The sequence below is a fragment of the Ruegeria sp. CI8 genome, assembly GCF_056536865.1.
On record NZ_JBQFQL010000001.1, the window covers coordinates 1,353,393 to 1,380,111 of the forward strand.

At 62.8% G+C, this 26,719-nt stretch carries 24 protein-coding genes; 12 read left to right on the forward strand and 12 right to left on the reverse strand.

The genetic code is table 11. From position 1 onward, the window contains the following. Window positions 1-138: 138 nt before the first annotated feature. Together ACR0DA_RS06635 and ACR0DA_RS06640 are read left to right on the forward strand one after the other, a co-directional pair. The gene (locus ACR0DA_RS06635) at window positions 139-2,601 is read left to right on the forward strand and encodes a penicillin acylase family protein (RefSeq protein WP_480753360.1); all 2,463 of its coding nucleotides are present in this window, start codon (window positions 139-141) and stop codon (window positions 2,599-2,601) included. 108 nt (window positions 2,602-2,709) lie between these two features. Next, window positions 2,710-3,105: an SgcJ/EcaC family oxidoreductase gene (locus ACR0DA_RS06640; RefSeq protein WP_480753361.1), complete on the forward strand. Its 396-nt coding sequence runs from the start codon at window positions 2,710-2,712 to the stop codon at window positions 3,103-3,105. A 3-nt stretch (window positions 3,106-3,108) separates the two neighbouring features. Here the strand turns inward: ACR0DA_RS06640 and hflX are convergent, their stop codons facing one another. The 4 genes from hflX to trkA all read right to left on the reverse strand — a co-directional run bounded on the left by hflX (window position 3,109) and on the right by trkA (window position 7,667). After that, a complete protein-coding gene (gene hflX / locus ACR0DA_RS06645) occupies window positions 3,109-4,380 on the reverse strand; it encodes a GTPase HflX (protein WP_480753362.1) in 1,272 nt (423 codons plus the stop codon). Beyond that, the gene (gene hfq, locus ACR0DA_RS06650; protein ID WP_005982826.1) at window positions 4,380-4,619 is read right to left on the reverse strand and encodes an RNA chaperone Hfq; all 240 of its coding nucleotides are present in this window, start codon (window positions 4,617-4,619) and stop codon (window positions 4,380-4,382) included. The genes hflX and hfq overlap by 1 nt, the downstream gene beginning before the upstream one ends. Before the next feature lie 133 nt (window positions 4,620-4,752). Beyond that, window positions 4,753-6,291 carry a TrkH family potassium uptake protein gene (locus ACR0DA_RS06655; protein WP_170359012.1) on the reverse strand — a complete coding sequence of 513 codons (1,539 nt, stop codon included), beginning with the start codon at window positions 6,289-6,291 and terminating at the stop codon, window positions 4,753-4,755. Then, the gene (gene trkA, locus ACR0DA_RS06660) at window positions 6,291-7,667 is read right to left on the reverse strand and encodes a Trk system potassium transporter TrkA (protein WP_093962234.1); all 1,377 of its coding nucleotides are present in this window, start codon (window positions 7,665-7,667) and stop codon (window positions 6,291-6,293) included. The genes ACR0DA_RS06655 and trkA overlap by 1 nt, the downstream gene beginning before the upstream one ends. A gap of 96 nt (window positions 7,668-7,763) precedes the next feature. Between trkA and ACR0DA_RS06665 the strand changes: the two genes are divergently transcribed. Further along, entirely contained in the window at window positions 7,764-8,243 is a 480-nt protein-coding gene (locus ACR0DA_RS06665; RefSeq protein ID WP_093962235.1) for a hypothetical protein, read from the forward strand. 10 nt (window positions 8,244-8,253) lie between these two features. Here the strand turns inward: ACR0DA_RS06665 and ACR0DA_RS06670 are convergent, their stop codons facing one another. The 7 genes from ACR0DA_RS06670 to dusB all read right to left on the reverse strand — a co-directional run bounded on the left by ACR0DA_RS06670 (window position 8,254) and on the right by dusB (window position 17,362). Next, entirely contained in the window at window positions 8,254-9,435 is a 1,182-nt protein-coding gene (locus tag ACR0DA_RS06670; protein ID WP_480753363.1) for an MFS transporter, read from the reverse strand. A gap of 43 nt (window positions 9,436-9,478) precedes the next feature. Then, complete coding sequence (locus ACR0DA_RS06675) at window positions 9,479-10,051, reverse strand: helix-turn-helix domain-containing protein (protein ID WP_480633157.1); 573 nt, start codon at window positions 10,049-10,051, stop codon at window positions 9,479-9,481. Window positions 10,052-10,091: 40 nt separating this feature from the next. Beyond that, complete coding sequence (gene ntrX / locus ACR0DA_RS06680) at window positions 10,092-11,501, reverse strand: nitrogen assimilation response regulator NtrX (protein WP_170338876.1); 1,410 nt, start codon at window positions 11,499-11,501, stop codon at window positions 10,092-10,094. Beyond that, complete coding sequence (locus ACR0DA_RS06685) at window positions 11,498-13,786, reverse strand: sensor histidine kinase NtrY-like (RefSeq protein ID WP_170439050.1); 2,289 nt, start codon at window positions 13,784-13,786, stop codon at window positions 11,498-11,500. The genes ntrX and ACR0DA_RS06685 overlap by 4 nt, the downstream gene beginning before the upstream one ends. 99 nt (window positions 13,787-13,885) lie before the next feature. After that, window positions 13,886-15,253: a response regulator gene (locus ACR0DA_RS06690; RefSeq protein ID WP_170338872.1), complete on the reverse strand. Its 1,368-nt coding sequence runs from the start codon at window positions 15,251-15,253 to the stop codon at window positions 13,886-13,888. 16 nt (window positions 15,254-15,269) lie between these two features. Next, window positions 15,270-16,349, reverse strand: coding sequence for a two-component system sensor histidine kinase NtrB (locus ACR0DA_RS06695; protein ID WP_170359005.1), 1,080 nt, complete (start codon window positions 16,347-16,349; stop codon window positions 15,270-15,272). Continuing rightward, complete coding sequence (gene dusB, locus ACR0DA_RS06700) at window positions 16,346-17,362, reverse strand: tRNA dihydrouridine synthase DusB (protein WP_480753365.1); 1,017 nt, start codon at window positions 17,360-17,362, stop codon at window positions 16,346-16,348. The genes ACR0DA_RS06695 and dusB overlap by 4 nt, the downstream gene beginning before the upstream one ends. A gap of 152 nt (window positions 17,363-17,514) precedes the next feature. Between dusB and ACR0DA_RS06705 the strand changes: the two genes are divergently transcribed. The 9 genes from ACR0DA_RS06705 to ACR0DA_RS06745 all read left to right on the forward strand — a co-directional run bounded on the left by ACR0DA_RS06705 (window position 17,515) and on the right by ACR0DA_RS06745 (window position 26,278). Next, window positions 17,515-18,645 (forward strand): bifunctional 2-C-methyl-D-erythritol 4-phosphate cytidylyltransferase/2-C-methyl-D-erythritol 2,4-cyclodiphosphate synthase, encoded by a 1,131-nt coding sequence (locus ACR0DA_RS06705; RefSeq protein WP_480753366.1) that lies wholly within the window; start codon window positions 17,515-17,517, stop codon window positions 18,643-18,645. Continuing rightward, the gene (locus ACR0DA_RS06710) at window positions 18,642-19,139 is read left to right on the forward strand and encodes a phosphatidylglycerophosphatase A family protein (protein WP_480753368.1); all 498 of its coding nucleotides are present in this window, start codon (window positions 18,642-18,644) and stop codon (window positions 19,137-19,139) included. Before ACR0DA_RS06705 ends, ACR0DA_RS06710 begins: the two co-directional genes overlap by 4 nt. Beyond that, on the forward strand, window positions 19,136-19,612 hold the full coding sequence (locus ACR0DA_RS06715) for a CinA family protein (RefSeq protein ID WP_480753369.1): 477 nt from the start codon (window positions 19,136-19,138) through the stop codon (window positions 19,610-19,612). The genes ACR0DA_RS06710 and ACR0DA_RS06715 overlap by 4 nt, the downstream gene beginning before the upstream one ends. 180 nt (window positions 19,613-19,792) lie before the next feature. Next, the gene (locus tag ACR0DA_RS06720) at window positions 19,793-20,974 is read left to right on the forward strand and encodes an ammonium transporter (RefSeq protein WP_480753370.1); all 1,182 of its coding nucleotides are present in this window, start codon (window positions 19,793-19,795) and stop codon (window positions 20,972-20,974) included. 146 nt (window positions 20,975-21,120) lie between these two features. Next, window positions 21,121-21,798 (forward strand): orotate phosphoribosyltransferase, encoded by a 678-nt coding sequence (locus ACR0DA_RS06725; RefSeq protein ID WP_170523486.1) that lies wholly within the window; start codon window positions 21,121-21,123, stop codon window positions 21,796-21,798. 201 nt (window positions 21,799-21,999) lie between these two features. Continuing rightward, window positions 22,000-23,490, forward strand: a complete 1,491-nt coding sequence (locus tag ACR0DA_RS06730) for a replicative DNA helicase (RefSeq protein WP_170338856.1) — start codon at window positions 22,000-22,002, stop codon at window positions 23,488-23,490. A gap of 231 nt (window positions 23,491-23,721) precedes the next feature. Next, complete coding sequence (gene alr, locus ACR0DA_RS06735) at window positions 23,722-24,756, forward strand: alanine racemase (protein WP_170437722.1); 1,035 nt, start codon at window positions 23,722-23,724, stop codon at window positions 24,754-24,756. Beyond that, the gene (locus ACR0DA_RS06740; protein WP_170338351.1) at window positions 24,753-25,535 is read left to right on the forward strand and encodes an MlaE family ABC transporter permease; all 783 of its coding nucleotides are present in this window, start codon (window positions 24,753-24,755) and stop codon (window positions 25,533-25,535) included. The genes alr and ACR0DA_RS06740 overlap by 4 nt, the downstream gene beginning before the upstream one ends. Continuing rightward, window positions 25,532-26,278 (forward strand): ABC transporter ATP-binding protein, encoded by a 747-nt coding sequence (locus ACR0DA_RS06745; RefSeq protein ID WP_170338853.1) that lies wholly within the window; start codon window positions 25,532-25,534, stop codon window positions 26,276-26,278. Before ACR0DA_RS06740 ends, ACR0DA_RS06745 begins: the two co-directional genes overlap by 4 nt. On the opposite strand, the gene ACR0DA_RS06750 is transcribed toward ACR0DA_RS06745, so the two are convergent. After that, the gene (locus ACR0DA_RS06750) at window positions 26,275-26,685 is read right to left on the reverse strand and encodes a hypothetical protein (protein WP_480753372.1); all 411 of its coding nucleotides are present in this window, start codon (window positions 26,683-26,685) and stop codon (window positions 26,275-26,277) included. The genes ACR0DA_RS06745 and ACR0DA_RS06750 overlap by 4 nt on opposite strands. Between the last annotated feature and the right edge of the window lie 34 nt (window positions 26,686-26,719).

The window sequence follows — 26,719 nt, forward strand, 5'->3', positions numbered from 1 at the left end:
CAAGAAAACTCCGTCACTGGCCAATGCCGTGGCGGAGTTTTTCGTTTCAGACGCAGATTCCGCGGCGCGGCCTCTTTCGGTCGCCAGAGCCATGAATTAACCTTCGCCTGATCTGCAAATTCAAATGGTGCGCTGCTGATGGGTGTCGTCTTTCGCTGGTTGATGCGTATCGCCTCGGGTCTGGTCCTGCTGACCCTCGCGGCGATCGGTCTGGTGTATTTCCTGGCCAGCCAGTCGCTGCCTGACTACGATCAAACGCTGCAGGTCAAAGGCCTGAATGCCCCGGTCGAGATCGTGCGCGACACCGCCAACGTGCCTCACATCCTGGGGCGGACCGACCCCGACGTGTTCTTCGGTCTGGGCTATGCGCATGCCCAGGACCGGTTGTGGCAGATGACAGTCATGCGCCGGACCGTGCAGGGGCGCCTGTCCGAGGTTTTTGGCCAGCGAACCGTGCATATCGACAAGCTCATGCGTCGGCTGGATCTATACGGGCTGGCGCATCAGTCCTTCGAGGTTCAGGACGATTACACCAAGGCCGCTCTTCGCGCCTATGCCGCGGGTGTCAATGCACGGCTGGACGAAATCAACGAAAACGCCTTGGGCCGCGGCGCGCCCGAAATGTTCTTGTTCAACGCACCGGTTGCTCCTTGGCAACCGGGTGACAGCATAGCCATGATCAAGCTGATGGCGGTTCAGCTGTCCGGGCACTTGCAGGACGAAGTGCTGCGGGCGCGCACCTCGTTGATGCTGAACGATCCGCAGCGGCTGTCAGATATTCTGCCCGACGTGCCTGGTGCGGGCATTGCAGCGCTGCCCGAATATGCGGCGTTGTTTCCCGACCTGCCCCGCTATGCCGCCAGTTCTGAACCCGCGGCGGCATGGCTGAACCCGGTCCCGCAGCGCGGGTTGGCGGGTGCCTCGAATGCATGGTCTGCGGCTCCTTCGCGTTCGGCCACCGGTGGAACCCTGTTGGCCAACGATCCGCATCTGGGCCTGACTGCGCCGGGGATCTGGTATCTGGCGCGTCTTGAACTGGCCAAGGGCGGCGTGATCGGCGCCACCATCCCCGGCATTCCGGCGGTTATGTCCGGCCGCAGCGACCGGCTGGGATGGGGCCTGACCTCTTCCTATCTGGACGATCAGGACGTGCATATCGAGAAGGTCAACCCCGACAACCCCGAGGAATACCTGACGCCCGACGGCTTCAAACCCTTCAAGTCGCGCCCTTCAATCATCGAGATCAAGGACGCCCCCCCGATCACCCTGACCCTGCGCTGGACCGAGAACGGCCCCGTCCTGCCCGGCACCCATTACAACCTGGAAACCATCACACCGCCGGGGCATGTCGCCTCGCTGTCCTGGACGGCGCTCAGCCCGCGCGACACTTCGATCAGCGCGTCGATGGCGCTGATGAACGCGGATACCGTACGTGAAGCGATCGAAGCTGCCGAGCGGTTCATCGCACCGTCGCAGAACCTGTCCGTGGTCGACAAGACAACCGTAGGCATGAAACTCATCGGCGCAATGCCCAGCCGCGATCTCAACAACCAAAGCCGCGGCCGCATCCCGACGCCGGGCTGGATCGCGGCAAACCGCTGGCAGGGGCGTTTGCCCTATTCCGACAACCCCGAATTCGTGGCTCCGGTCGGCGGCGTACTGGGCAACACCAACAACAAGATCATCGACCGGCCCTTCCCCCTGCATGTGACCTTTGAATGGGGCGATACGCAGCGCGTCCACCGCTGGGAATTCCTGATGCAATCGCGCGAGGTGCACACCCGCGACAGCTTCATCGAGGCGCAGCTGGACACGGTCAGCTTCACCGCGCGGTCGCTACTGCCGTTGATTGGTGCCGACCTGTGGTTCACTGGCGAGGCCGCGCCCGAAGGCACCCCCGAACGCCAGCGCCAGATCGCCTTGACCCTGCTGGCCGAATGGAACGGCGAGATGAACGAGCACCTGCCCGAGCCGCTGATCTATGCGGCCTGGGTCCGCGCGCTCCAAAAACGCCTGATCGCCGATGACCTCGGGCCTTTGGCCAAGGAATTCAAACATGTCGAGCCCCTGTTCATCGAACGCGTCTTCCGCGACATCGACGGAGCCTCGGCCTGGTGCGACGTCCGGCAGAGCGCACCGGTGGAAACCTGCACCGACATGGCCCGGCTGGCCTTGGACGATGCATTGGTCTGGATTTCCGAGCGTTATGGCAGCCAACTGGAATCCCTGCGCTGGGGCGATGCCCACCAGGCCACCCATGACCACCCGGTGCTGGGCGAGGTTCCGGTGCTGCGCTATTTCGTCAATATCCGCCAATCGACCAGCGGCGGCGACAACACCCTGCTGCGCGGACGCACCTCGGGCGAAGGACCGGACCCGTTCCAAAACGTGCACGGCGCGGGCTATCGCGGGGTCTATGACTTTGCCGACCCCGACAGCTCGGTCTTCATCACGGCCACCGGGCAATCGGGCCACTTCCTGTCGCGCTACTATGACGATCAGGCGCAGCTGTGGCGCCGGGGTGAATACATCCCGATGTCGCTGGATCTGGATCTGGCCCGCGCCGCCGCCGTCGGGACCACCCGTCTGATGCCGCAATAGGCGGGGTTTCGGCGGACCCCCGCCCCTTTTTTGTCGCCCCGTGGACGTGGCCCCGTGGCTTGGCCTACCATTCCGGAGCGCCCGGACCGCAGCGCGAGGGGGAAAATCATGGCCAGTTTGCGCGACACCCTGAACAATCTAGCCCGCGACTATGCCATCGCCTGGAGCTCGGGTGACGCCGATGCCGTGGCCCAGTTCTTTACGTCAGATGGGCAGATCACCATCAATCGCGGTGACCCCATCGTCGGGCGGACGGCCATCGCGGAAATGGCCCGCGAGTTTCATACCGACTTTCCCGATCTTGAAGTGCGCTGCGACATGCTGCGATGGGCCGGTCCCCATGCCATCTTCGTCTGGACCCTTGAAGGGCACCATGCCCGGACCGGCAATGCAGTGATCACGCGCGGCTGGGAGGAATGGGAGCTGGATTCAGAGTACAAAATCCAGTCGTCGTTGGGCTGGTTCGATGCCGACGACCATCAGCGCCAGATCGACGGGGCCTGATCGTCAGAGGCCCGCGAACTGATTGGCCTGCTTGTCGGTCCACAGAACGGTGATTTCGAACCCGTCCTCGGTCTGTTTTTCGCCGCGCACCACGTCCTGCCGGAAGAGCCAGGCGCGTTTGTTGCCGTCTGCAAAGCCCAGTCTCAGAACCTCTTCCCGGCGCACGCCCTGCAGGATCGTGGCGATCTCGGACAGCAGCGGATCGATGCCCTCGCTGGTCACGGCCGAGATCGGGAACACCGCCGGATCGCGCTCGGCCCGGGCCTGCACGGCCTGCCGGTCTTCGTCGGACAGCAGATCAATTTTGTTCCAGACTTCAAGCTGAGGGCGGGTATCGTCCACACCCAGCGAGGCCATGATCGTACGCACATCCTCGGCCTGATCTTCGGTCTCGGCATGGCTGATGTCGCGCACATGCACGATCAGGTCGGCAGCCAGAACCTCTTCGAGCGTGGCGCGGAAGGCCGCGACCAGTTCTGTCGGCAGGTTAGAGATGAAACCCACCGTGTCGGAAAGGATCACCTCTGGTCCGTCGGGCAGTTCGATCCGGCGCATGGTCGGGTCCAGCGTGGCAAACAGCATATCCTTGGCCATGACTTCGGCCCCGGTCAGGCGATTGAACAGCGTGGACTTGCCCGCATTGGTATAGCCCACCAGCGCCACGATCGGATAGGGCACCTTGGCCCGCGCGGCGCGGTGCAGGCTTCGGGTTTTCACGACTTTCTGCAACTGGCGGCGCAAGCGCACCAGTTGATCGTCGATCGCACGCCGGTCGGCCTCGATCTGGGTTTCCCCCGGTCCGCCGACGAAGCCCAGCCCACCGCGCTGACGTTCCAGGTGGGTCCAGGCCCGCACCAGGCGCGTACGCTGATAGCTGAGTGCGGCCATCTCGACCTGCAGCACACCCTCGCGCGTGCGGGCGCGGTCCGAGAAGATTTCCAGAATCAGCCCCGTCCGGTCGAGGATCTTGACCTTCCACGCCTTCTCCAGGTTGCGCTGCTGAACCGGGGTGACCGGCCCGTCGATCAGAACCAGCTCGATCTCGTTTTCAGCAAAACGCGCGCCCAGTTCCTCGATCTTGCCGCTGCCGAACAGCAGGCCGGGCTGCGCCCGCGGCAGGCGCACGATCTCGGACCCGATCACATCCAGCTCGGGCAAGGCGGCAGCCAGAGCCACCGCCTCTTCCAGCGCCGGAACAGGGTCGCGGCGCTGGTCATCTGACTTGATATCGGGATGCAGCACCCAGGCCCGGGTGCGCCTCCGGTCATGTTCCATCAAGAGGCGTCTTCGCCCTCATACAGGTTGATCGGCTGCGACGGCATGATGGTCGAGATCGCGTGCTTGTAGACAAGCTGCGACTGTCCGTCGCGGCGCAACAATACGCAGAAATTGTCGAACCAGGTGATGACACCCTGCAATTTCACGCCGTTGATCAGGAAAATTGTAACGGGAACCTTTGCTTTCCGTACATTGTTCAGGAAGGCATCCTGAAGATTCTGTCTGTCCGAAGCCATATTTTGTTATCTCGCCGTTGTTCTTGCTTACGCGCTGCGGACCAACGCGCTCCCTCCGCGCGAGTATGGAGTGACGCGCAGAGATATTCCAGATGAAAAATCAGGCAGTAACGTGAAGGCCCGAATTGGCGGTTCAATCCCGCCACAGGGCCGGAGTGATCAACGCGATGATCGCCAGAGTCTCCAGCCGGCCGATCACCATCCCGGCGCACATGGTCAGCTTGGCTCCGGCCGACAAATCGATCAAACGGATCGGCAGATCGGTGGCCAGTTCGATCAACGGACCGGTCGTGCTCAGCACCGCGACGCTCAGCACCATGGCGCGTTCAAACCCAACCCCCTCGGCGGCCAGAACGACATCAAGCAACGCGAGCGTCAGCGCGAACATCATCAGAAAGACCCACGCGATGAACGCGCCCTGGCTTTGGATGCGGCGGTTGCCACCGCCCGCCCCGCTGACCGATGACGGGTGGATCAGCCTGTCCAGTTCACGCGCGCCATTCAGGTACAAGGCATAGACCCGCAACAGCTTGACCCCGCCGGCGGTGGTGGCGACCCCGCCCCCGATAAGCGCAAGCCCCATCAACACTAGCCCCGGTGTTCCCAGACCGGACAACTGTTGCGCGTCGTTCCAATAAGCGCTTTCGAACCCGGCCGTCGTCAGGAACGACATCACCGTGAACAACATGCCCCAGATGACGTTCAGCGTTTGCAGGCCCGTCACCTGCCCGCCGATCTCGGCAACCCCGGCCAGCACCCGGAAGACCAACAATGCCGCCACGCCAACGACGATCATCAGGCCGATCCGGAATTCCGGATCGTGGTCCAGTCGGGAATAGCCGGTTGTTGCGGTGTCCTTTGAGAAGGTCAGGCGGGACAAGGCAAAGAACAGGAACAGAAACAGGATGGCCTCGCCGGTGATCCCGGCGGTGGACCCTTCCAACCCGCCCACTGGCGATATGCCGGACGTGGCCATCACCGACATTGCGTGGCAGATGGCCGTCAGGCCCTTTTCTCCGGCGATCAACAGCAAGACCCAGATTACCGCTGTGAGGCTGGCATAAACCGGCGTCAGTGTCGCCGTCACACGGAGCAGTCGCCCCCGCGGGTCGACCTTTTCGCTCTGGGCTACGCCCGAAACCGGGCGGCCCGGCTGCCCGCGCGCGGTAATCTCGAACCCACCCAACGACAGTGGCGCCAGGATCGCAGCTGCCGAGATCCACATCAGCAGCCCACCCATCCAGCCGACGAGCGCCCGCCACAGGTGAACCGGCGCCGACAGGCGCTCGGGGTCAGGAAACAGGTCCGCTCCGGTGGTGGTGATGGCGCTGACCATGTCAAAATAGGCGTTCAGAAAGGTCGTGTTCCCCAACGCGTCATGGACCGGAACGGCCAGAAACAGCGGCAATACCGTCAGCGAGCCCAGCAGGACAGCCAACTGTCCCAAGGTCCCGCGCCGCGGTTGCCTGCTGGCCGTCGCCAGGCCAACGATCGTGACCAGGAACAGCCCAACCAAACCCGAATAAAAGAACGACCGCGACGTGGGGTGGTCATCCAAGGCAAGGGCGTAGATTGCCGGGATCCACATGGCCAGGGACACAACCGCCGTGATCAACAGAAACAGCGGCAGCCGCCGAATAACGCTGATTTTGGGTGCGCGGGCGACAGCCATCAGAAAAAGTCGATCGAAACCTGCATCAGGCGTTCGACCTCGGGTACATCATTGGCCATTGCGAAGATCGCAACCACGTCCTTTTCGTCAATCCGCAGACTGCCAGTGGGCCGCAGGACCTCGTCGCCCTTGCGCACCGCGCCGACCAGGACGCCTTCGGGAAAGTCGATGTCGCGCAGTTTCTGCCCGGCCATTGGCGAGGTTGATAGCACTTCGGCCTCGATTACTTCGGCCTCGGCATCGCCGATCGAATAGACCTGTCGCACCCGGCCATGCCGGATATGGCGCAGGATCGAACTGACGGTCGTGGCCCGCGGGTTGATATAGGCGTCAATCCCCAACGGCCCCATCAGGGCCACCATGCTGGGGTCGTTGATCAACGCAATCGCCAGCGGGCAACCTTCGGCCTTGGCCCGGACCGCAGCCAGCATGTTGGTCCGGTCGTCATCGGTGACGGCCAGCATCGCGTCCGCGCGCTCGATCCCCGCTTCGCTCAACAGCGCTGAATCCAGACCGTCGCCGTTCAGAACGATCGTACGCTCCAGCGACTCGGCGGCCAGTTCCGCACAGCGCCGGTCACGCTCGATAACCTTTGCACGGATGCGGCCCTCGCGTTCTTCCAGTGTCCGGGCGACTTCAAGGCCGACGTTCCCGCCACCCACGATGACCACGCGATCCTGCTTTTTCTGTGATTTACCAAAGACCTCCATCGTGCGGTCAACGTCTTGGACGCTGGTAAAGACATAGCATTCGTCACCGACGAACAATTGGTCCTCGGATTCCGGCGCGAACAGCGTTCCGTCGCGGCGAATACCCACCACGATGGCGCTGAGCGTTGAAAACAGGTCTGTCAGTTGGCGCAGAGGCGTGTTGACGATCGGGCAATCCTCGGCGATCCGAATGCCCAGAAGCTGCGCCTTGCCATCCATGAACAGTTCCGTGTCAAAAGCCGCAGGTGCCGACAGGCGGCGCATGGCTGCGGCGGCCACTTCACGTTCGGGGCTGATCACCACGTCGATCGGAAGATGGTCACGGCGGTACAGGTCGCGATGGATCGCTTCGAGGTAGGATTTCGACCGCAACCGCGCGATCTTGCGCTGGATCGAGAACACCGAGTGCGCCATCTGGCAGGTGACCATGTTCACCTCGTCCGAATGGGTCGCGGCGATGATCATGTCGGCGTCACGGGCTCCGGCCCGCTCGAGCACGTCGGGATAGCTGGCAAAGCCGGCGATGCCCTGAACGTCCAGCGTCTCGGTCGCCCGGCGTACCAGGTCAGGGTTGTTGTCCACAACGGTGACGTCATTCAACTCGCCCGAAAGGTGCCGAGCAATCTGCCAGCCCACCTGGCCGGCGCCACAAATGATGACCTTCATGCCTTTGGCCTTTCTGCCTGAGCGTTTTGAATGACAGATGCCCACAGAGCGGTCAATCGAATTGTCATGACGGCCTGTGTGATGCAAGATAAGCGAATGAAAACAGTGCTTCGATTGCTTGTTCCCCTTGCCCTGCTGGCCGGATGCGGGCCGTTGTCGATGTATTATCGCGAAGGCGAAAGCGTCTCGCGGATGCAGGCCGAAACGACCGAATGCCAAGTGCAGGCGCTGAAGGATGCACCGGTTGCAAACCAGGTGCGCCAAAGCCCGCCCACCTATTGGCCGGGCCGCACCTATTGCGACGGGCGCGGGCGATGCTACCGCACCGGAGGATGGTGGGAGCCGGGCCGCGTTTACACCGTAGATGTAAATCAGGGGCTGCGAAACACGGTCGAGGCGCAGTGCATGGCCAAGAAGGGCTACCGCCCCATCAGCCTGCCGCCCTGCAAACAGTCGGTCAAGTCGGGCGTTCCACCGACCCGAACAACCGTCCTGCCGCCATTGGGCACGGCCTCTTGTTTCGTCAAATTCGACGACGGCTCATTCCAGATCATCACGCCGGGGTTGCCGGGCTGACCGGCTGACCTCAGGCCAGATCGCCAGGCGACGATCGCCGGCGGAGTGACAGGAACAGATGTGCTGCGATGGCGGCTGCATAGAATACAAGTACGGCCACGAACATCGAGCCTTCTCCGGCACGCCATAGGATTGCAAGCAGAACAGGTGTGCCCAGCAGGTTGCCCGCATTTCCCATCTGCGCCATCGCCCCATAGCTCAGCGCCTGATCCCGGGCCGAGCCATTCAGTTGAGGAACCGCCGCGAAACTGCCGCCCTGTACCAGGCCCAACACCGCAAACAGCGCAATGCCGACAATGGGCAGAGGCGCTCCGAAAAACAGCAGGGCAAGGGCAGCCATCCCGGCCGCAAAACCAAGATTTACAACCGTGACCGCGGTCAGGAACGTCAAAAGCACGGGCACCGCGATCCACGACAGCACGATACCTGCCAGCGGCATCAGACTGGCTACAAGAACCGACTGATCTTCGGGCATACGGCCGGGCAGGATCGCCAGCAACGACACGAAGGTCAGAGTGTAAAAGAACCATCCGATCGCCGGTGCTGCCATGCGGGGCGAGCGATAGGTTTCTAGATGCGTCTGCAGGATGGATCCCAGCCCCCACCCATTCCATTCCGTCGCGATGGGCGGAACCTTTGGCGGAAACAGGGCGACCAGTCCTGCAATCAGCGCCATCACGAACCCGTGGCCCATGAAAAAATCCGCCAATCCAAAACGCTGGATCAACGGAAGGCCGAACCAAGCGTTCAGCGCAAAGGCAACTCCAAAGAAAGAACTCCACAACACCATGGCGGCATTGCGCGAGGCTCCGCGTGTGATCTGTGCGATCAGCGTTGGAGCGGCAACCACGATCGCCAGATGCGAAACGCCCTCGATGATCCGGCTGGCCAGCATCACTTGAAAACCGGGCATGGTGGACTGGAACACCGATACAACGCCGCCCAGCAGCAAACCGAACACCAGCAGGCGGACCGGTCCGAACTGCGCGGTAATGGCGCCTGACATGGCCCCCAACACGGCGCCCATCAAACTGATGATCGACAACAACCAGCCGATCGAATCCCCATAGCCTGGGTACAATGCACCGACCGCGTCGAAGGCAACGGCGATCTTGGCGAACTGCGTGGCCGCGCCCAGTCCGGCCACCCATAACAGGATCACCTGCAGGAATATGCGAAAAGATTGATTCACACCCACGTTCTACCCTCGGCCTCCGGCGAGGTGAACGCATATATTATGCGGCGCGTACGCGCGTGCCGCTGACAAGGCGCACTGGAGTTCCATCGGCCAGATACAGCCGCTCCCATACGATTTGGCCTGCGCTGATGGTGATCTGGTCGTGCACGGCCTGAGAAGTAATGAATGCTTTGGGATTTGGCACCTGCAGGTCCCACCAACCCTCGTCCGTCAGCTCCATTTCGGCCTGGCGGATCTCGTCGGTCGCAAACTGCCACAGCGACACCCCCAACAACGAGTGCTGGCTGGTTGACCAATCCCGTGCGCGGCTGGGTGAATAGGCCAGACAAACATGGCTCGCTTCGTCCACCAGATGCAGACAGGCTTGCGAACTGCCGACAAGCCGCTTCAGTGCTGCATCGTCGGCGCGGTGATCCGAAAGCGCCGAGAAAACCGCAGCTTGTTGTTCAGGGCTTGGGGTCTGTACCCCGTTTTCCCAGCGCGACACCGTGGCCTGATCGACGCGCATCACATGTGCAAGCGCCGACTGCTTCATCCCGGTGGCCCGCCGAAGCCGTTTGAGACGACGACCAAAGGCGGGAAATCCCTGCTGGATCATCGATAGCGTCATGGCCGGGCGCCTCCCGTCGTCCTGCCTGTATGGCCGGCCCCTATTCCGCCGGTTCAGGCTCGTCCAGTTGCGCCACCCGCGCGCCCGACTTGTTCGACGTCACCACACCCAGCGATTTCAGCTTGCGGTGCAAGGCGCTGCGTTCCATTCCAACGAAACTGGCCGTGCGGCTGATATTGCCGCCAAAGCGATTGATCTGGGTCAGCAGATACTCACGCTCGAACGCCTCTCGTGCCTCGCGCAGTGGCAGCGTTGCCAGAGCGCCCGACAGCACGACCCGGCCGGAATCGTCGGCCTTTTCCTCCTCATTCGGCAATTCCCGCGCTTCGATCGGTCCGGTGCCATCACCAAGGATCAAGACCCGCTCGACCAGGTTCTTCAACTGGCGCACGTTGCCGGGCCAACTCATGGTCTGCAGCAGAGCGACGGCCTCTTCCGACAACTCGCGCACGGGGAGGCCCTGGGTTTCGTTGCACATCTCGATGAAATGCTTGGCCAGGACAGGAATATCTTCGCGCCGTTCTTCCAAAGACGGCACCGCGATCGGGACGACGTTGAGACGGTGATACAGCTCTTCGCGGAACCGGTCCGCGGCAATCTCGGTTTCAAGGTCGCGGTTGGTGGAAGAGATCACACGCAGATCGACACGGACGTTGTCCGAGCCACCCACCCGCTGAAACTGCTGATCAACGAGAACGCGCAAGATCTTGGACTGCGTGCCCAACGGCATGTCGGCGACCTCGTCGAAATAGACCACACCGCCATGGGCCTGTTCGAGCAGACCGGATTCAACGCCGCGTTCGGCGGATTCACGGCCGAACAGAACTTCTTCCATGCGCTCGGGTTCGACGCCGGCGCAGTTGACCGTAACAAAGGGCGCGTTCGCCCGGTTCGAGTGCGCATGAATGTAGCGCGCGGCGATTTCCTTGCCCGATCCGGCGGGACCGCGCAGCATGACCCGACCGTTGGATTTGGTCACCTTGTCCAACTGGCTCAGCATCGCGCGGAACGCAGCCGACTTGCCGATCATATCGGAATTGCTGACTTCCTTGCGCTTGAGCGAGGCATTCTCGCGACGAAGGCGCGACGTTTCCATCGCGCGGCGGATCACCACCATCAACTGATCGATGTTGAAGGGTTTTTCGATAAAATCATATGCCCCCTGCTTGATCGCAGCGACGGCGATTTCGATATTTCCGTGCCCCGATATGATCACCACCGGAACATCCGGATTGTCGCGTTTGACCGCCTTCAGAATGTCGATCCCATCCATGCGGCTGTCCTTGAGCCAGATGTCCAGGATCAACAGCCCGGGTGGTTCCGCGTTGATCGCAGCCATGCACTCGTCCGAGTTGCCGGCCAGCCGGGTGGAATATCCTTCGTCCTCCAGAATGTCGGACACCAGTTCGCGAATATCGCGCTCGTCATCTACGATCAGAATGTCGCTCATCTTTGGCCTGCTTTCAGTGTCTTGGATTTAATTGCCTGCTTTTGCGGCGCTGCGACCGGGGCCGTATTGGCCTTCGGCAACCGGATCACGGCCATTGCGCCAAAATGGTCCTGTCCGTCGAACACGGGCGCGTCCTCAAGGGTCAGCGTACCGCCGTGTTCTTCAATAATTTTCTTGACGATGGGCAGGCCCAGGCCAGTCCCTTCGTCGCGCGTCGTCACATAGGGCTCGAACAGCCGCGCCCGGTCTTCCGGCAGCCCGATGCCGTTGTCCGCGATGGTGATCAGTGTTCCGTCGTCATCCGTGGACAGGCGCACCTTGATCTGCGGGCTGAGGTTGTCGGGCGGACCCTTCTTTTTCAGGGTTTCGATCGCTTCGCCGGCGTTCTTGATCAGATTCGTGAGCGCCTGGTTCAACATCGTCGCGTCCACATCAGCCAATACTGGCTGGTCCGGGATATCCGCATCGATCTGAACGTCTGGCTGACCGGCCTGCTGCAGCAAAACCGCCTCACGCACCAAGCCCGCGATGTCTTCCTCGTGCCGGTCGGGCTCGGGCATGCGGGCGAACTTCGAGAACTCGTCGACGATCCGGCGCAGGTCGTTGGTCTGGCGAACGATTACGTCGGTCATGGATTCCAGGCTGGCGCTGTCCTCTTCATCCAGCTTCCGCGCAAACTTCCGCCGGATGCGTTCGGCGCTCAGCTGAATGGGGGTCAGCGGGTTCTTGATCTCATGCGCGATGCGGCGTGCTACGTCCCCCCAGGCCGCCATACGCTGGGCGCTGACCAGATCGGTCACGTCGTCAAAGGCGACCACGTAACCTTCCAGCCTGCCGTCCTCGCCGCGCCGGGTCGCCATCCGGACCAGCAGGTTTTCCAGTTGCCCCTTGCGGGTGACCTTGATTTCGTCCTGAATTGCTTCCTGGTTGCCTTCTTTCAGCGCTTCGAACAAAGGCAGGAACTCGGGCACGGCGATGCCGATTGCCAGTTGTTGCTCATGGCCTTTCCAGTCAAGCAAGCGCTCGGCCGAGCGGTTGACGAATGTCACCTGACCATCCGGATCCACCCCGACCACGCCCGAAGTCACCGAGCTGAGCACCGAGTCGAACAGCCGGCGGCGGCTTTCGATCTGGCGGGTGTTTTCCAGCAGCGTACCCCGCTGCGCCTTCAATTGCCGGGTCATCTGGTTGAAATACCGCCCCAGCATGGCGATTTCGTCGTCGCTGGCCTCCTCGATGACCTGCACGTCCAGATCTCCGGCCCCGACCCGCTGCGCGGCCGTGGTCAAACGACCAACCGGGCGCGAGAGCCGCTCGGCGAACCACATGCCCAGCGAAACGGCCGCCAAGATGAGGATTACCGCGAACCCCAGATACAGCAGCCCGAACTCGAACAGCACCCTGCCCCGTTCGTTTTCCAACTGTTGATAGAACTGCGCGGTTTCCTTGGTGTCATCCAAAAGGGTCAACAACTGGCCATCTACGGCGCGGCTGACATACAGGTATCGGTCCAGATAGGCGCGCAGCGGCACCAGAGCCCGGAATTCGTTGTTTGGCCAGTCCGCGATGATCAACAGCCCCTCTTCTCGGGCCTGCTCCAACTGCTCGGGTGTCGGCGGTTCGTAGTTGAACAGATAAGACCTGTCTCCGCGGGCCCGAATTTCGCCACTGCCGTCAATCACGTAGGCTTCGCGCAGTCCACGCTGAATCTGTGCCTGCCCCTGTGCCAGCACCTCGCGCAGCTCGGCATCCGAGATGTAGAAGTCCAGCTTGCGTGCATTGTCCAGAAACCGCGCAAGAACCGTGGCATCCTGCGTCAGACCCTGTTCGTGCTCTTGTTCATATGCCTCGGCCGCCGTCAGCGAAGATCCGACCACCTGCCTGACCCGGTCCGAGAACCATCCCTCAAGCCCGATATTCACGGTCAGACCGGCAAATATTGCAACCGTCACCGTGGGCACCAGCGCCAACAGCGTGAACGCCCCGATCAGCCTCAGGTGTAGGCGAGAGCCCGCCGATTTGGCCCGGCGCGCCGCAACCAGATTGCCCAGCTGCCCCAGAACCAGGGCCGCCACGACCAGAATGTAAACAAGGTCTGCCAGCAGAATCAGCCGAAGCGTGGGCGCATTCGCACCCAGGTCAAACGGCCCGATTACAAGGTAGGTCGCAAGGGTCAGGACCGGCCCCAGCACAACCAGCCCCAAGGTGCCGAAATTGCGCAGTTTCCGGGACTTACGCCACCGATTCAGGGATAATACCGGCCGTTTCTGTGCCCGGGATACCACCGTCTGCCCTCATCCTGATGTGCCGCTTTCGCGGCGTACCGCCATATGTCGTGGTCTTTTCCGGGACTGTGCCCGGATGCCACGGTTTGTGTGGCGAGATTACATCAGTTTGCGCCGACGTGTCACCTGAATATCGAGATCAGTGATTTTTTTGCGCAGCGTATTCCGGTTGATCCCCAGCAAATCGGCACATTTTGCCTGATTTCCTCCGGTCGCATCCAGCGCGATTTCGATCAGCGGAGCCTCGACCTCGCGCAGAATACGCTGGTACAGACCCGGTGGCGGCAGCATGTTTCCATGAAGGTCAAAGTAGCGCCGCAGATGCCGCGCGACCGACGACGACAGCTTCTCTCGTTCGCTCCCGCTCAGCAGTGGTTCGGCCTCGGGCTGACTGCCCAAAACGGCCTCGACCTCGGACTTGGTGATTTCGTCGGATCGGCTGGTCAGGCTCAGCCGCCGGATAGCGTTCTCCAGTTGCCGCACGTTGCCGGGCCAGGAATACCGGCGCACAAGTTCGATCGCGTCAGGACCCAACCGCCGCTTTGTGCCGTTTTCGCGTTCTTCGCGGGCCAGAAAATGCTCGGCCAGCAACAGGATGTCGTCGACCCGCTCGCGCAAGGCTGGCACATGGATGGTGGCACCGCAGAGGCGGTAATAAAGGTCCTGCCGCACCCGCCCGCTTTCCATCGCCTCGGTCAGGTCCGACTGGCTGGTCGCCATGAAGCGCGGAACGTGGTCGCCGGGCGTGTCCATCATCCGCACGATCCGGGCCTGGATTTCATCGTCCAGGTCTGCAATTTCGTCGATCAGCAAGGTACCGCCGCGCACCCGGGCCATGACCCGGGCCGGACCCTCCAGGTCGCGCAGGTCTGCTGCAGTAGCAGTCACAAAAGGCAGTGTCCGCCGGTCTGAGAAATCGTGAATTGCCCTCGCAATCAACGACTTGCCCGTGCCACTTTCACCGGAAATCATGACCGAAAGATCGGTGTTCATGACCCGGGCGACCAACCTGTACAGGGCTTGCATCACCGGAGTTCGACCGACCAATGGCAACTCGTCGGGGCGGTCTTCGGATGTGTCCGCGGGTTCGATCTGAACCCGCTGCTTGCGGTCCAACGCCCGGGCGGTGCGCTTCATCAGATCCGGCAGGTCGAACGGTTTGGGCAGATAGTCATAGGCATCCGCCTCGGCCGCCTGGATCGCCGTCATGATCGTGTTCTGGGCCGAGATCACGATCACCGGCAGGCCCGGCCGGTCCTGTGCGATCTTGGGCAGCATTTCCAGCCCGTTGCCATCGGGCATGACCACGTCCGAGATCACCACGTCGCCCTTGCCCTCGCCGACCCAACGCATCAGCGTCGTCAGGGACGAGGTCGCATGCACCTTGCAGCCCGCCCGCGTCAGGGCCTGGGTCAGAACCGTCCGGATTGTTCTGTCATCATCTGCAACCAGTACCGTGCCATCCATCTGGTGTTCTCCTTGATTATTCTTTGTCCTGCCCTGCCTCGCGCGGCGCGCGGCGCAGTGACAGCCGGAAGACTGTCCGCCCCGGCACCGACTCGGCCGTGATCCAACCGTCGTGGTCGGATACGATCTTGCTGACCAGTGCCAAGCCAAGGCCGGTGCCGTTTTCCTTGCCGGAAACGAACGGGTCGAAAATATCGCCGCGGATGTCCTCGGGCAGGCCCGGGCCATCGTCGATGATCTCGATCTGCAACGGCAACGAGTGACCCGAGCCATCACTGCGCCGCAGACGGAAGGAATGTTCGAAATAGGTGTGCAGGCGGATCGTCCCGCCCTCGGGGCCGGCGGCCTCGGACGCGTTCTTGAGCAGGTTCAGAACCACCTGTAACAGCTGATCCGGATCACCATAGGCCAATGGCAGCGACGGGTCGTAGTCCTCGATGATAGTCATGTCCGCGCCAAAGCCCAGCAGCGCCGAGCGGCGCGCGCGGTCCAGAACATCGTGGATGTTGACCGGCTTGAACTCGGGCCGCGAGAGGTTTCCGAACTGCTCGACCTGCTCAAGCAGCTTCACGATCCGGCGACTCTCGGCCACGATAAGGTCTGTCAACTCAAGATCTTGCGGGCCGATATTCATGCTCAACAACTGTGCAGCACCGGTGATCCCGGCCAGCGGGTTCTTGATTTCATGCGCCAGCATCTCGGCCATGCCGATCGCCGACTGCGCCGCCGATTTGACCGTGTTGCCGCGAGTCATGCGGGTGGCCAGTTCGCGCGGCGAGACGATCATGATCATCGACCCCGGATGCCCCAGCAGAGGCGCGATCTGCAGCGCGCATTGCAGCGGCGCGCGATTGCCCGAACCCACATCCACGTCATTCACGAACAACGGCGTGCCCTGCGCGCGGGCGCGCGTGAACGCCTCTTCCAGCGGCGCGTCCACGGCGATCTGGTCCCAGACCGGATGCCCGACCACCGATTTGCGCGAAGCGTTCAGGAACCCCTCACCCGAGGAATTGACATCCGCGATGCGATCCTCGGGGTCGATGATGAAGGCGGGAACCGGCAGCGAAGCCCAGATGACCTGATCCGAAATCATGCTGCCACCTCGGCATTTTCCGTCAACGCGTCGCCGATCAGCCGCAGAACCTCGGCCGGATCGCGTGAGGTCAGGACCGCGCGGCGCAGGGACGCCGGCGTTCTGGCCTCGTCCATGTACCAGCCCAGATGCTTGCGCGCGACACGCAGCCCCAGGTCGGCGCCGTAGAACCCCAGCATCGCCTCGTAATGCGCCCGCACCATATCGGCCAGATCGTCGCCCTCGGGAACCTCTGGCGCCGGCGTTTCCCACAGCGCGTGCGCGATCTGCGCCAGCAGCCAAGGTTTGCCCTGCGCGCCACGGCCCACCATGACGCCATCCGCGCCCGACTGCCCTAGCGCTGTCTGCGCACGCTCGGGGCTGGTGATGTCGCCATTGGCCACGACCGGAATGCTGACGGCCTCTTTGACCGCCCGGATCGCGGCCCAATCCGCCTCACCCTTGTAGAACTGACAGCGCGTGCGCCCGTGGATCGTCACCATCTGAACGCCGGCCTCCTGCGCCCGCCGCGCCACGTCCGGCGCGTTCAGCAGCGTGTCGTCCCACCCCAGCCGGGTCTTGAGCGTCACCGGAACGTCCACTGCGCCCACGACCGCATCGATCAGGGTCAGGGCGTGGTCGGGCGTCTTCAGCAGGGCCGAGCCGGAATAGCCGTTCGTCACCTTCTTGGCCGGGCAGCCCATGTTGATGTCGATCACCCGCGCGCCCCGGTCGGCAACCTGCCGCGCGGCCTCGGCCATCCAATAGGCGTCGCGACCGGCCAGCTGTACGGCGGTGTTTTCCACATCCGCCGATAACTCGGCCCGTTCGCGCACGCCGGGCTTGGCCTGCACCATCTCTTGGCTGGCGACCATCTCGCTGACCACCATCCCGGCGCCGAACCGCATGACGAGGTCGCGAAACGGCCGGTCGGTGATTCCGGCCATCGGCGCCAGCAGAACCGGCGGGGTCAAAGTTTTCTCGGCTATGCGCAGCGTCAACGTGCCTAATCCTTGAGCAATTGCGGTTTTCATATCGAATACGGGGCGTATGAACAACAAATCCGCGACCAACAAGCCCGCAAAATCATCATATGCCTATTTTTTAATCAGCTTACCGCGAGTGATTGCCTCTGCTTTCACCGCCGCCTAAACACGGAAGCCAAACGAAGGTCGGAAATTCAAACATGACAACCGCCGCCATCATCGTCGCCGCCGGGCGCGGCCTGCGCGCCGGAGGAGGCCAGCCCAAGCAGTGGCGCCCCTTGGCCGGGCGGCGTGTGGCCGACTGGACGATCGAACGGATCAAGGCGCAGGTCCCGCTGGTCGTGCTGGTCCTGTCCCCCGACGACCCCGAGGCCTGGACGGGATTCGCCGACAGCGGCCTGATCCTTGCGCCCGGCGGCGCCGACCGAGCCGAATCCGTGCGCAACGGGTTGCAGGCGCTGGCCGACCGCGGCGTCAGCAAGGTTCTGATCCATGACGTCGCCCGGCCCTGTGTCAGCGCGCGGGTCACTGGTGACGTGCTGGCGGCCCTCGACACCCACGCCGCTGCGGCGCCGGGGATGCCGGTCACCGATGCGCTGTGGACCGGGGCCGACGACCAAGTTACCGGCACCCGAGATCGCGCGGGCCTGTATGCCGCGCAGACGCCGCAGGGGTTCCGCTATGACGCCATCGTCGCCGCGCATGCGGTGCATCCCGGTGGGGCCGCCGATGATGTCGAGGTTGCCCGCGCCGCCGGGATCAACGTGGCCATCGTGCTGGGCGACGCGGACAATCTGAAAATCACACGGCCCGAGGATTTTGTCCGGGCCGAAAGGATATTGAGGTCAGACATGGATGTAAGGCTGGGCAACGGATATGACGTCCACCGGTTCGGGCCAGGCGATCACGTTATCCTGTGCGGCGTCGAGGTCCCGCATGATCGGGGGCTGCAGGGCCATTCCGACGCGGATGTAGGCATGCACGCCGTCACCGACGCGATCTATGGCGCGCTGGCGCAGGGCGATATCGGCCAGCACTTCCCCCCGTCCGACCCGCAATGGAAAGGCGCCGCCAGCGAGATTTTTCTGCGCCACGCAGTGGATCTGGCCGCGCGCATGGGCTTTCGCATCTCGAACGTCGACTGCACGCTGGTCTGCGAATACCCCAAGATCGGCCCGCACGCTTTGGCGATGCGGCAGAAAATGAGCGAATTCATGGGGCTGGAGGCCGACCGGGTGTCGATCAAGGCCACCACGTCCGAGCGGCTGGGCTTTACCGGCCGCAAGGAAGGCATCGCCGCGATCGCGACCGCCTGTCTGGTGAAACCATGACCCTGGCGCGCCTGATCGGAACCGTCGGCGGGATCGGTTATCTTCGACCTGCCCCCGGCACCTGGGGCTCGCTGGCCGCCCTGCCTTTGGCCTTGGCGCTGCATCTGCTGGGCGGCTTCCCGCTGCTGGCCGTCGCAACCGTCGCCGTTTTTGCGGCCGGCACCTGGGCCACGGGCGTCATGACCGCCGGGCAGGACGATCACGACCCTTCGGAGATCGTCATCGACGAGGTCGCGGGCCAATTCATCGCCATCTGGGCCGTATCTTATCCGGCCTGGGCGCATGACATCGCGGTCACCGCCCTGTGGCCGGGCTGGATCGCCGCGTTTTTGCTGTTCCGCCTGTTCGACATCAGCAAGCCAGGCCCCGTCGGCTGGGCCGACCGTCGCGGCGACCCCTTGGGCGTGATGCTGGACGACGTGATCGCGGGCGTGTTCGCGGCCGTGGGCGTTTTGATCCTGGCCGGGATCACACACGGAGTACTGGGCCTATGACCGTCGCCGAACTGCTCGACCGCGCCAAGGCGCTGAACGTCATGATCGCCACCGCCGAAAGCTGCACGGGCGGCATGGTCGCTGCCGCGCTGACCGACATTCCCGGCAGTTCGGCCGTGGTTGACCGAGGCTTCGTCACCTATACCAATGCCGCCAAGCAGGACATGCTGGGCGTGCGCGCCGAGACCTTGGCGGCCCATGGGGCCGTCTCTGAAGAGGTCGCCCGCGAAATGGCCGAGGGTGCGCTGGCGCATTCCCAGGCGCAGCTTGCGGTCTCGATCACCGGCATCGCGGGGCCTGGCGGGTCCGAGTTCAAGCCCGAGGGCCGGGTCTGTTTCGGCCTCGCCCTCACAGGCCGCCCCACCCTGACCGAAACCGTCGAGTTCGGCGCCGCGGGCCGCGCCAATGTCCGACGCGCGGCGCGGGATCATGCGCTGAAACTGCTGAAAAAGGGGCTTTCCGAACTCGCCTAATTTTTCGGCACCTGCTCGGATTCGGCGCACTTTTTGTCACCACTTGGAAAAAGGACGCCAAAACAGGCACCTTTTTCGCACCCTGCCTCTTTTTTCCTCGGCCGCCGTTCGGTTGAACCCACGGCACGTCACTCACACCGCGCCCGTTGGCGCAGCTTCAGGAAAGAGGAGAACGGCCCAATGAACGGAGCCGATACCGCCTGGATCATCGTCGCGACGGCGCTGGTCCTGTTCATGACTTTGCCGGGCCTGGCCCTGTTCTATGGCGGACTGGTGCGCGCCCGCAACGTGCTGAGCGTTTTCATGCACTGCTTCGCGATCGCCTGTCTGATGAGCATCCTGTGGCTGGTCGCCGGGTATTCAATCGCCTTCGGTGACGGCGGTTCAGGGCTGTGGGGCGGGCTGGGAAAGGCGTTTCTGAACGGCGTCGATGCCGACAGCCTGTCGGGCACCCTGCCCGAGGTGCTGTTCTTTGCCTTCCAGATGACCTTTGCCATCATCACTCCGGCCCTGATCGTCGGCGCCTATGTGGAGCGCGTGGGCTTTGGCTTCGTGCTGGTCTTCTCGGGCCTTTGGATGCTGATGTGCTACGCGCCGGTGGTGCATTGGATCTGGGGGGGCGGCATCCTGACCGATGGCGGCATTCTGGGTGAAATCGGCGTGCGCGACTTTGCCGGTGGCATCGTGGTGCACGAAACCGCCGGTCTGGCCGCTCTGATCATCGCGTGGGTCCTGGGGCCGCGCAAGAACCGCACCACCCCGCCGCACAACCCCGGATACGTCATGATCGGGGCCGCGATGCTGTGGGTCGGCTGGTTCGGCTTCAACGGCGGCTCGCAGCTGGCCGCGGATGGCGGCGCGGCCATGGCGCTGACGGTCACGCATATCTCGGCCGCCACCGCATCGCTCAGCTGGGCGCTGTGGGAGCGGATCAAATACGGCAAGGCCTCGCTGGTCGGTCTGGTCACCGGGACCATCGCGGGTCTGGCCTCGATCACTCCGGCCTCGGGCTATGTCGATCCTATTCAGGCGCTGATCATCGGCGCGGTCGCCGGCATCCTGTGCCAGGAGGCGGTAAACGTGGTCCGCAACGTGTTGAACATCGACGATACGCTGGACGTGTTCGCCGTGCATGGCGTGGGCGGCATTTTCGGCACCATCATGATCGCCGTCTTCGGCCTGGGCGCCTGGACCGCGCAGCTGGGCGGGCTGGTGATCGTGGGTGTCTTTACGTCAGTTGTCACGTTTGTGCTGATCAAGGTGGTTGCGCTTGTCACCCCGCTTCGCGTAGACGCCGAGACCGAAACGAACGGGCTCGACCTGTCGGTCCACGGCGAACGGGCCTATGACATGAGCAGCTAAGCCCACCTTGGCTGACTCGACTGCCCATCCGGGCATCAAGCGGACCTCTTGGGAGGTCCGCTTTTCTTTTGGGCCAACCCCTCTCGACATCGGGCCGGTCGGCAGGCTATCAGCCCGCAACGTCATTTCAGCACCGAGGTCCCGCCATGATCCCCAGTTCCTTTCCCGACAACTCGGAAATCGCCCGCCTGACCGCGCGGATGCTGCTGGAGATCAAGGCGGTGCATTTCAACGCGCGCGAGCCGTTCACGCTGGCCAGCGGTCTACCCAGCCCCACCTATATCGATTGCCGCAAGCTGATCTCGTACCCGCGCATCCGGTCGACCCTGATGGATTTCCTGACGGTCACCGTCATGCGGAATGCCGGGTTCGAAGCCTTCGACAACATCGCTGGCGGTGAAACCGCGGGCATCCCCTTCGCCGCGATGGTGGCCGAGCGCATGGCCCTGCCGATGACCTATGTGCGCAAGAAGCCCAAGGGCTATGGCCGCAACGCCCGGATCGAAGGGGCCATGACCGAAGGCCAGCGCGTGCTGCTGGTCGAGGACCTGACCACCGACGGCGGCTCAAAACTGTCCTTCGTGGACGCAATCCGCGAAACCGGCGCCACCTGTGGGCATACGGCGGTGATCTTCTATTATGGCATCTTCCCCGAAACCGAAAAGACGCTGGGCGATCATGGCGTGCAGTTGCACCACCTGTGCACCTGGTGGGACGTTCTGGCCGAGGCCAAGGCACAGGGCACGTTCGACGCCGAAACGCTGGACGGGGTCGAGGCCTTCCTGAACGACCCGCGCGGCTGGCAGGACGCCAACAAGAGCTGACTGTCGAGCCATTGTTGCCGGCCAGGAAACACTGGCCGTCAGCCTTGCTACCTATCCACAAGATGTTGACGAATGACCGATCCCTGCGGCAAGATGCAGGAGCGGAAGATATGCACAGCATATCCCCAGAAAACATACAATTTGCCCCGACTCACGGGGCCGCGATATGACCTTTGTCCCATGGGGACAGCGAGAGCAGCAATGAACGAGATCAGCAGTATCGAGCAGGCAGCGGCGCAGATTCAGAACGCCGAGACCATGCCGCATTCCATCGAGGCCGAACAGCAGCTTCTGGGCGCGATCCTGACCAACAACGACCTGTATGACCGGGTCGCCTCGATCATCGGGCCCGAGCATTTCTATGACCCGGTCCATGCCCGCATCTATGAGGTCGCCGCCGCGCGCATCGCCAAGAACGCGCTGGCATCGCCGGTGACGCTGAAATCCTTCATGGCCGAGGACGAGGGTTTGAAGGAACTCGGCGGCCCGGCCTATCTGGTCAAGCTGGCCGGGGCCTCGATCAGCGCCTTCGCCGTGCATGACTATGCCCAGATGATCTATGATCTGGCGATCCGGCGCGAACTGATCCGGCTTGGTCGCGACATCTCGGACAAGGCCGCGCGGGTCGAAGTGGCCAGTGAGCCCAAGGAACAGATCGTCGAGGCCGAGCAAAAGCTCTACAAGCTGTCCGAACAGGGCCAGACCGAACAGGGGTTCAAATCCTTCCTCAAGGCCGTGACCGAGGCGGTGAATGTCACCAACGAGGCCTATCAGCGCGGCGGCGGCATGGCCGGGATTTCGACCGGGCTGGTCGATCTGGACAAACAGCTGGGCGGGTTGCACCCGTCGGACCTGATCATCCTTGCCGGGCGTCCGTCGATGGGTAAGACCTCGCTGGCGACCAACATCGCGTTCAACGTGGCCAAAGCCTATAAGCGGGGTCAGCGCGCCGATGGCACCGAGGGTGCGGTGGACGGCGGCGTCGTCGGATTCTTCTCGCTGGAAATGAGCGCCGAGCAGCTGGCCGGACGGGTTCTGGCCGAGGCGTCCGAAATTTCCAGCCACAAGATCCGTCAAGGCGACATGACCGAGGACGAGTTCCGCCGTTTCGTCGATGCGGCCAAAGCGCTGGAAGCCTGTCCGCTTTACATCGACGACACACCGGCTCTACCGATCTCACAATTGGCGGCCCGGGCGCGGCGGCTCAAGCGGACGCATGGGCTGGACCTGCTGGTCATCGACTATCTGCAGCTGTGCCGCGGCATGTCCGACAACCGCGTGAACGAGATCGCCGAGATCTCGATGGGCATGAAGGCCATCGCGAAAGAGCTGAATATTCCCGTCATCGCCCTGTCGCAGTTGTCGCGTCAGGTGGAAAACCGCGACGATAAGCGCCCGCAGCTGTCCGACCTGCGCGAATCCGGGTCGATCGAGCAGGACGCCGACGTGGTGATGTTCGTGTTCCGCGAGGAATACTACAAAGAGCGCGAAAAGCCCGGCGATCACGAGCTGGAGAAGATGGAAGAGTGGAAGCAGGCGATGGAGCGCCTGCACGGCAAGGCCGAAGTCATCGTCGGCAAGCAGCGCCACGGCCCCATCGGCACGGTCGAGCTGTCCTTCGAGGCGCAGTTCACCCGATTTGGCAACCTTGTCAAACCCTGGCAGCAGGGTGGCCAGATCGAAGGCTACTAAGCCCATCAGGCCCGAATCCATGTGCCGCGGCCCAATGCGCCGGATGAACGATCTGGATCAGCCAACGGTTTTGGCCCGGATAGGCGGACAATGCTGGCAGGCTGTCTTGCCCGCGTTCAAGCCCGCAAGGACCTGCGCAACCCGGCTACAAGCCGCCCATGGCAAGGACTTTACGCGCGTTTGCAGCGCATTCCCCCTTGACCTCGTGCGGCGCAATGTCATGAACGGGTCATGAGTACTGCACGTTTGACGATCAACCTTCATGCGCTGGCCAGTAACTGGCGGGCGCTGGACGCAAAAACCGATGTCGAGACCGGAGCCGTGGTCAAGGCCGACGCCTATGGTCTGGGCGCCGGACCAGTTGCCAACACGCTGGCCGAAGAAGGCGTCCGCAAGTTCTTTGTCGCCGTTGCCGAGGAAGGTGCAGCCGTCCGTCAGGCGATTGGCCCCGGCCCGCTGATCTGCGTCTTTTCAGGCCATATGGAGGGCGACGCCGACCTGTTGCGCGATCACGACCTTGTGCCGCTGATCAACTCGCCCGAGCAATTCCAACGCCACCTGCAGGCGCTGCCGGTCCATCCGTTCGGGATTCAGTTGGACAGTGGCATGAACCGCCTCGGGCTGGAGCCTTCCGACTGGGCCGCTCTGCGCAGCCGGGCCGAGGCGCTGAACCCTGTCGTGGTCATGTCGCACCTGGCCTGTTCGGACGAACCGGACCATCCCATGAACCGGCAACAGCTGAAAACCTTCCGCGAGATGACCGGTGGCGTATCGGCTCCGCGTTCGTTGGCGGCCACCGGTGGCCTTCTGCTGGGGCCGGAATTCCACTTTGATTTCTGTCGGCCCGGCATCGGCCTGTATGGCGGCTTGCCCTTTGCGGGCGCCAAACCTGTGGTCACCGTCGATCTGCCGGTGATACAGGTGCGCGACCTGGCAGTCGGAGAAACCGTCGGCTACGGCAACACGTGGAAGGCCCGGCGCCCCTCGCGGATCGCGACCGTGGCCGCGGGTTATGCCGACGGGCTGCATCGCGCCATCGGTGGCGGCATCGACACGTTTGCCGGCGACCTGCCCTGCCCCGTCGTCGGACGTATCTCGATGGATCTGATCACCGTCGACGTCACCGACCTACCGCACACGCCCGAACGTCTGCGCATTCTGAACGGCCATCAGACGGTGGACGACCTGGCCGAGGCCGCAGGCACCATCGGGTACGAGATCCTGACCTCACTCGGCAGCCGCTATTCGCGGGGCTATGTCGAATGAATCCACTCGCATGGCTTGGCGAACTGGGCCGCGCGGTCCTGAACCTGCTGGCGGCGTTCGGCCGCGTGGCGCTGTTTGCATTGGATGCTCTGTCACACATCTTTCGACCGCCGTTCTACCCGCGTGAACTGGGCATGGCGCTGCTGAACATCGGCTGGCTGTCGTTGCCGGTGGTGGGGCTGACCACCATTTTCACCGGCGGGGCGCTGGCGCTTCAGATCTACGCCGGCGGCGCGCGTTTCAACGCCGAGGCCGTGGTGCCCCAGATCGTCGCCATCGGCATGGTGCGCGAGCTGGGTCCCGTCATGGTTGGCCTGATGATCGCAGCCCGCGTCACCTCGTCGATCGCGGCTGAAATCGCCACCATGAAAGTGACCGAGCAGATCGACGCGCTGGTCACCCTGTCGACCCACCCGATGAAATACCTGGCGGCCCCGCGCGTTCTGGCCGCATTGATCACCGTCCCTGTTCTGGTTGCCGTGGGCGACATCATCGGCATCGCGGGCGGCTACGCCGTGGCGACGCAGAACCTCGGCTTCAACCCGGCAGCCTATCTGAAAAACACGGTCGATTTCCTCGAGCCGCTCGACATCCTGTCCTCGCTGGTCAAAGGAGCGGCGTTCGGCATGATCGCGGCCATCATGGGCTGCTATTTCGGCATGCATTCGGGGCGCGGCGCGCAAGGCGTGGGCCGCGCAACCAAGGGCTCGGTCGAGGCCGCCGCTGTCCTGATCCTTGCCGCCAACTTCGTTCTTACAGGGGTGTTCTTCTCGCTATGATCCGGATGGAGAACGTACACAAGGCCTTCGGCGACAACCACGTGCTCAGGGGCATGAACCTCGAGATTGCCAAAGGCACGTCCATGGTGATCATCGGTGGCTCGGGCACCGGAAAATCCGTGGCGCTGAAATGCATCCTTGGTCTGATCAAACCCGACAGCGGCAAGATTTTCGTCGATGGGCAGGACGCCCAGACCGGTGACCGAGACGCCTTTCTGGCCAGGTTCGGTATGCTGTTCCAAGGGGCGGCCCTGTTTGACTCGCTGCCCGTCTGGCAGAACGTGGCCTTCCGCCTGCTGCGCGGCTCGCTGAAACGACCGACGGACGAGGCACGTGAAATCGCGATCGAGAAACTGCGCCGCGTGGGCCTGCGCGCCAAGGTGGCAGATCTCTACCCGTCCGAACTGTCGGGCGGCATGCAGAAACGTGTAGGTCTGGCCCGCGCCATCGCCGCCGAACCCGAGATCATTTTCTTCGACGAACCCACTACGGGGCTGGACCCGATCATGTCGGGCGTCATCAATGACCTGATCCGCGAGATCGTGACCGAAATGGGCGCCACCGCAATGACCATCACGCACGACATGAGCTCCGTCCGCGCGATTGCCGACAACGTGGCGATGCTGCATGACGGGGTGATCCAGTGGACCGGACCGGTCAGCCAGATGGATTCCTCCGGCGATCCTTATGTCGAACAGTTCATCAGTGGGAGTGCGGAAGGGCCGATTGAGGCGGTGCGTTAAACGGCCTCTGCCGCGCGCTCGTGTTTGATCTGGTCATAGGCGCGTTTTGCATAGTCGTATCGCAAAAGGTATTGACCGCTGGCAACAACAAAGTCAGGTGCCTGAATGCGGATAGCGTCCAGCATTTGCATCAGGTGTGTTCCCGACACCGGAACATAGTCGGGGTCCGCGCCAGAAAACGTGTTGTAGATTCTGCCACCGAACCAACGGGCTCTTTTTCTCGCATGTTCTGTTTCATACAGACGGAAGTGCAGAACTCCAAAAAGCTGCTCGCGATCGAAAGGCAATCTGTCTGCCGCAGCACTACCAGCCGACAGCAAAGTGCCCAAACCTGCCGTAACCGCATCAGACGTTCCTTTACCGAGCGTGGAAGGTCCGCTCACGATTTTGATGACTGGAATAGGCATTTCAACTCAAGAGAAAAAAGAGAGCTTTGATTGG

Bases quoted from the DNA above. Each gene is read 5' to 3' on its own strand.
- ACR0DA_RS06635 (WP_480753360.1), top strand. From the start codon at position 139: ATGGGTGTCGTCTTTCGCTGGTTGATGCGTATCGCCTCGGGTCTGGTC.
- ACR0DA_RS06640 (WP_480753361.1), top strand. From the start codon at position 2,710: ATGGCCAGTTTGCGCGACACCCTGAACAATCTAGCCCGCGACTATGCC.
- hflX (WP_480753362.1), bottom strand. From the start codon at position 4,380: ATGGAACATGACCGGAGGCGCACCCGGGCCTGGGTGCTGCATCCCGAT.
- hfq (WP_005982826.1), bottom strand. From the start codon at position 4,619: ATGGCTTCGGACAGACAGAATCTTCAGGATGCCTTCCTGAACAATGTA.
- ACR0DA_RS06655 (WP_170359012.1), bottom strand. From the start codon at position 6,291: ATGGCTGTCGCCCGCGCACCCAAAATCAGCGTTATTCGGCGGCTGCCG.
- trkA (WP_093962234.1), bottom strand. From the start codon at position 7,667: ATGAAGGTCATCATTTGTGGCGCCGGCCAGGTGGGCTGGCAGATTGCT.
- ACR0DA_RS06665 (WP_093962235.1), top strand. From the start codon at position 7,764: ATGAAAACAGTGCTTCGATTGCTTGTTCCCCTTGCCCTGCTGGCCGGA.
- ACR0DA_RS06675 (WP_480633157.1), bottom strand. From the start codon at position 10,051: ATGACGCTATCGATGATCCAGCAGGGATTTCCCGCCTTTGGTCGTCGT.
- ntrX (WP_170338876.1), bottom strand. From the start codon at position 11,501: ATGAGCGACATTCTGATCGTAGATGACGAGCGCGATATTCGCGAACTG.
- ACR0DA_RS06690 (WP_170338872.1), bottom strand. From the start codon at position 15,253: ATGGATGGCACGGTACTGGTTGCAGATGATGACAGAACAATCCGGACG.
- ACR0DA_RS06695 (WP_170359005.1), bottom strand. From the start codon at position 16,349: ATGATTTCGGATCAGGTCATCTGGGCTTCGCTGCCGGTTCCCGCCTTC.
- dusB (WP_480753365.1), bottom strand. From the start codon at position 17,362: ATGAAAACCGCAATTGCTCAAGGATTAGGCACGTTGACGCTGCGCATA.
- ACR0DA_RS06705 (WP_480753366.1), top strand. From the start codon at position 17,515: ATGACAACCGCCGCCATCATCGTCGCCGCCGGGCGCGGCCTGCGCGCC.
- ACR0DA_RS06710 (WP_480753368.1), top strand. From the start codon at position 18,642: ATGACCCTGGCGCGCCTGATCGGAACCGTCGGCGGGATCGGTTATCTT.
- ACR0DA_RS06715 (WP_480753369.1), top strand. From the start codon at position 19,136: ATGACCGTCGCCGAACTGCTCGACCGCGCCAAGGCGCTGAACGTCATG.
- ACR0DA_RS06720 (WP_480753370.1), top strand. From the start codon at position 19,793: ATGAACGGAGCCGATACCGCCTGGATCATCGTCGCGACGGCGCTGGTC.
- ACR0DA_RS06725 (WP_170523486.1), top strand. From the start codon at position 21,121: ATGATCCCCAGTTCCTTTCCCGACAACTCGGAAATCGCCCGCCTGACC.
- ACR0DA_RS06730 (WP_170338856.1), top strand. From the start codon at position 22,000: ATGAACGAGATCAGCAGTATCGAGCAGGCAGCGGCGCAGATTCAGAAC.
- alr (WP_170437722.1), top strand. From the start codon at position 23,722: ATGAGTACTGCACGTTTGACGATCAACCTTCATGCGCTGGCCAGTAAC.
- ACR0DA_RS06740 (WP_170338351.1), top strand. From the start codon at position 24,753: ATGAATCCACTCGCATGGCTTGGCGAACTGGGCCGCGCGGTCCTGAAC.
- ACR0DA_RS06745 (WP_170338853.1), top strand. From the start codon at position 25,532: ATGATCCGGATGGAGAACGTACACAAGGCCTTCGGCGACAACCACGTG.
- ACR0DA_RS06750 (WP_480753372.1), bottom strand. From the start codon at position 26,685: ATGCCTATTCCAGTCATCAAAATCGTGAGCGGACCTTCCACGCTCGGT.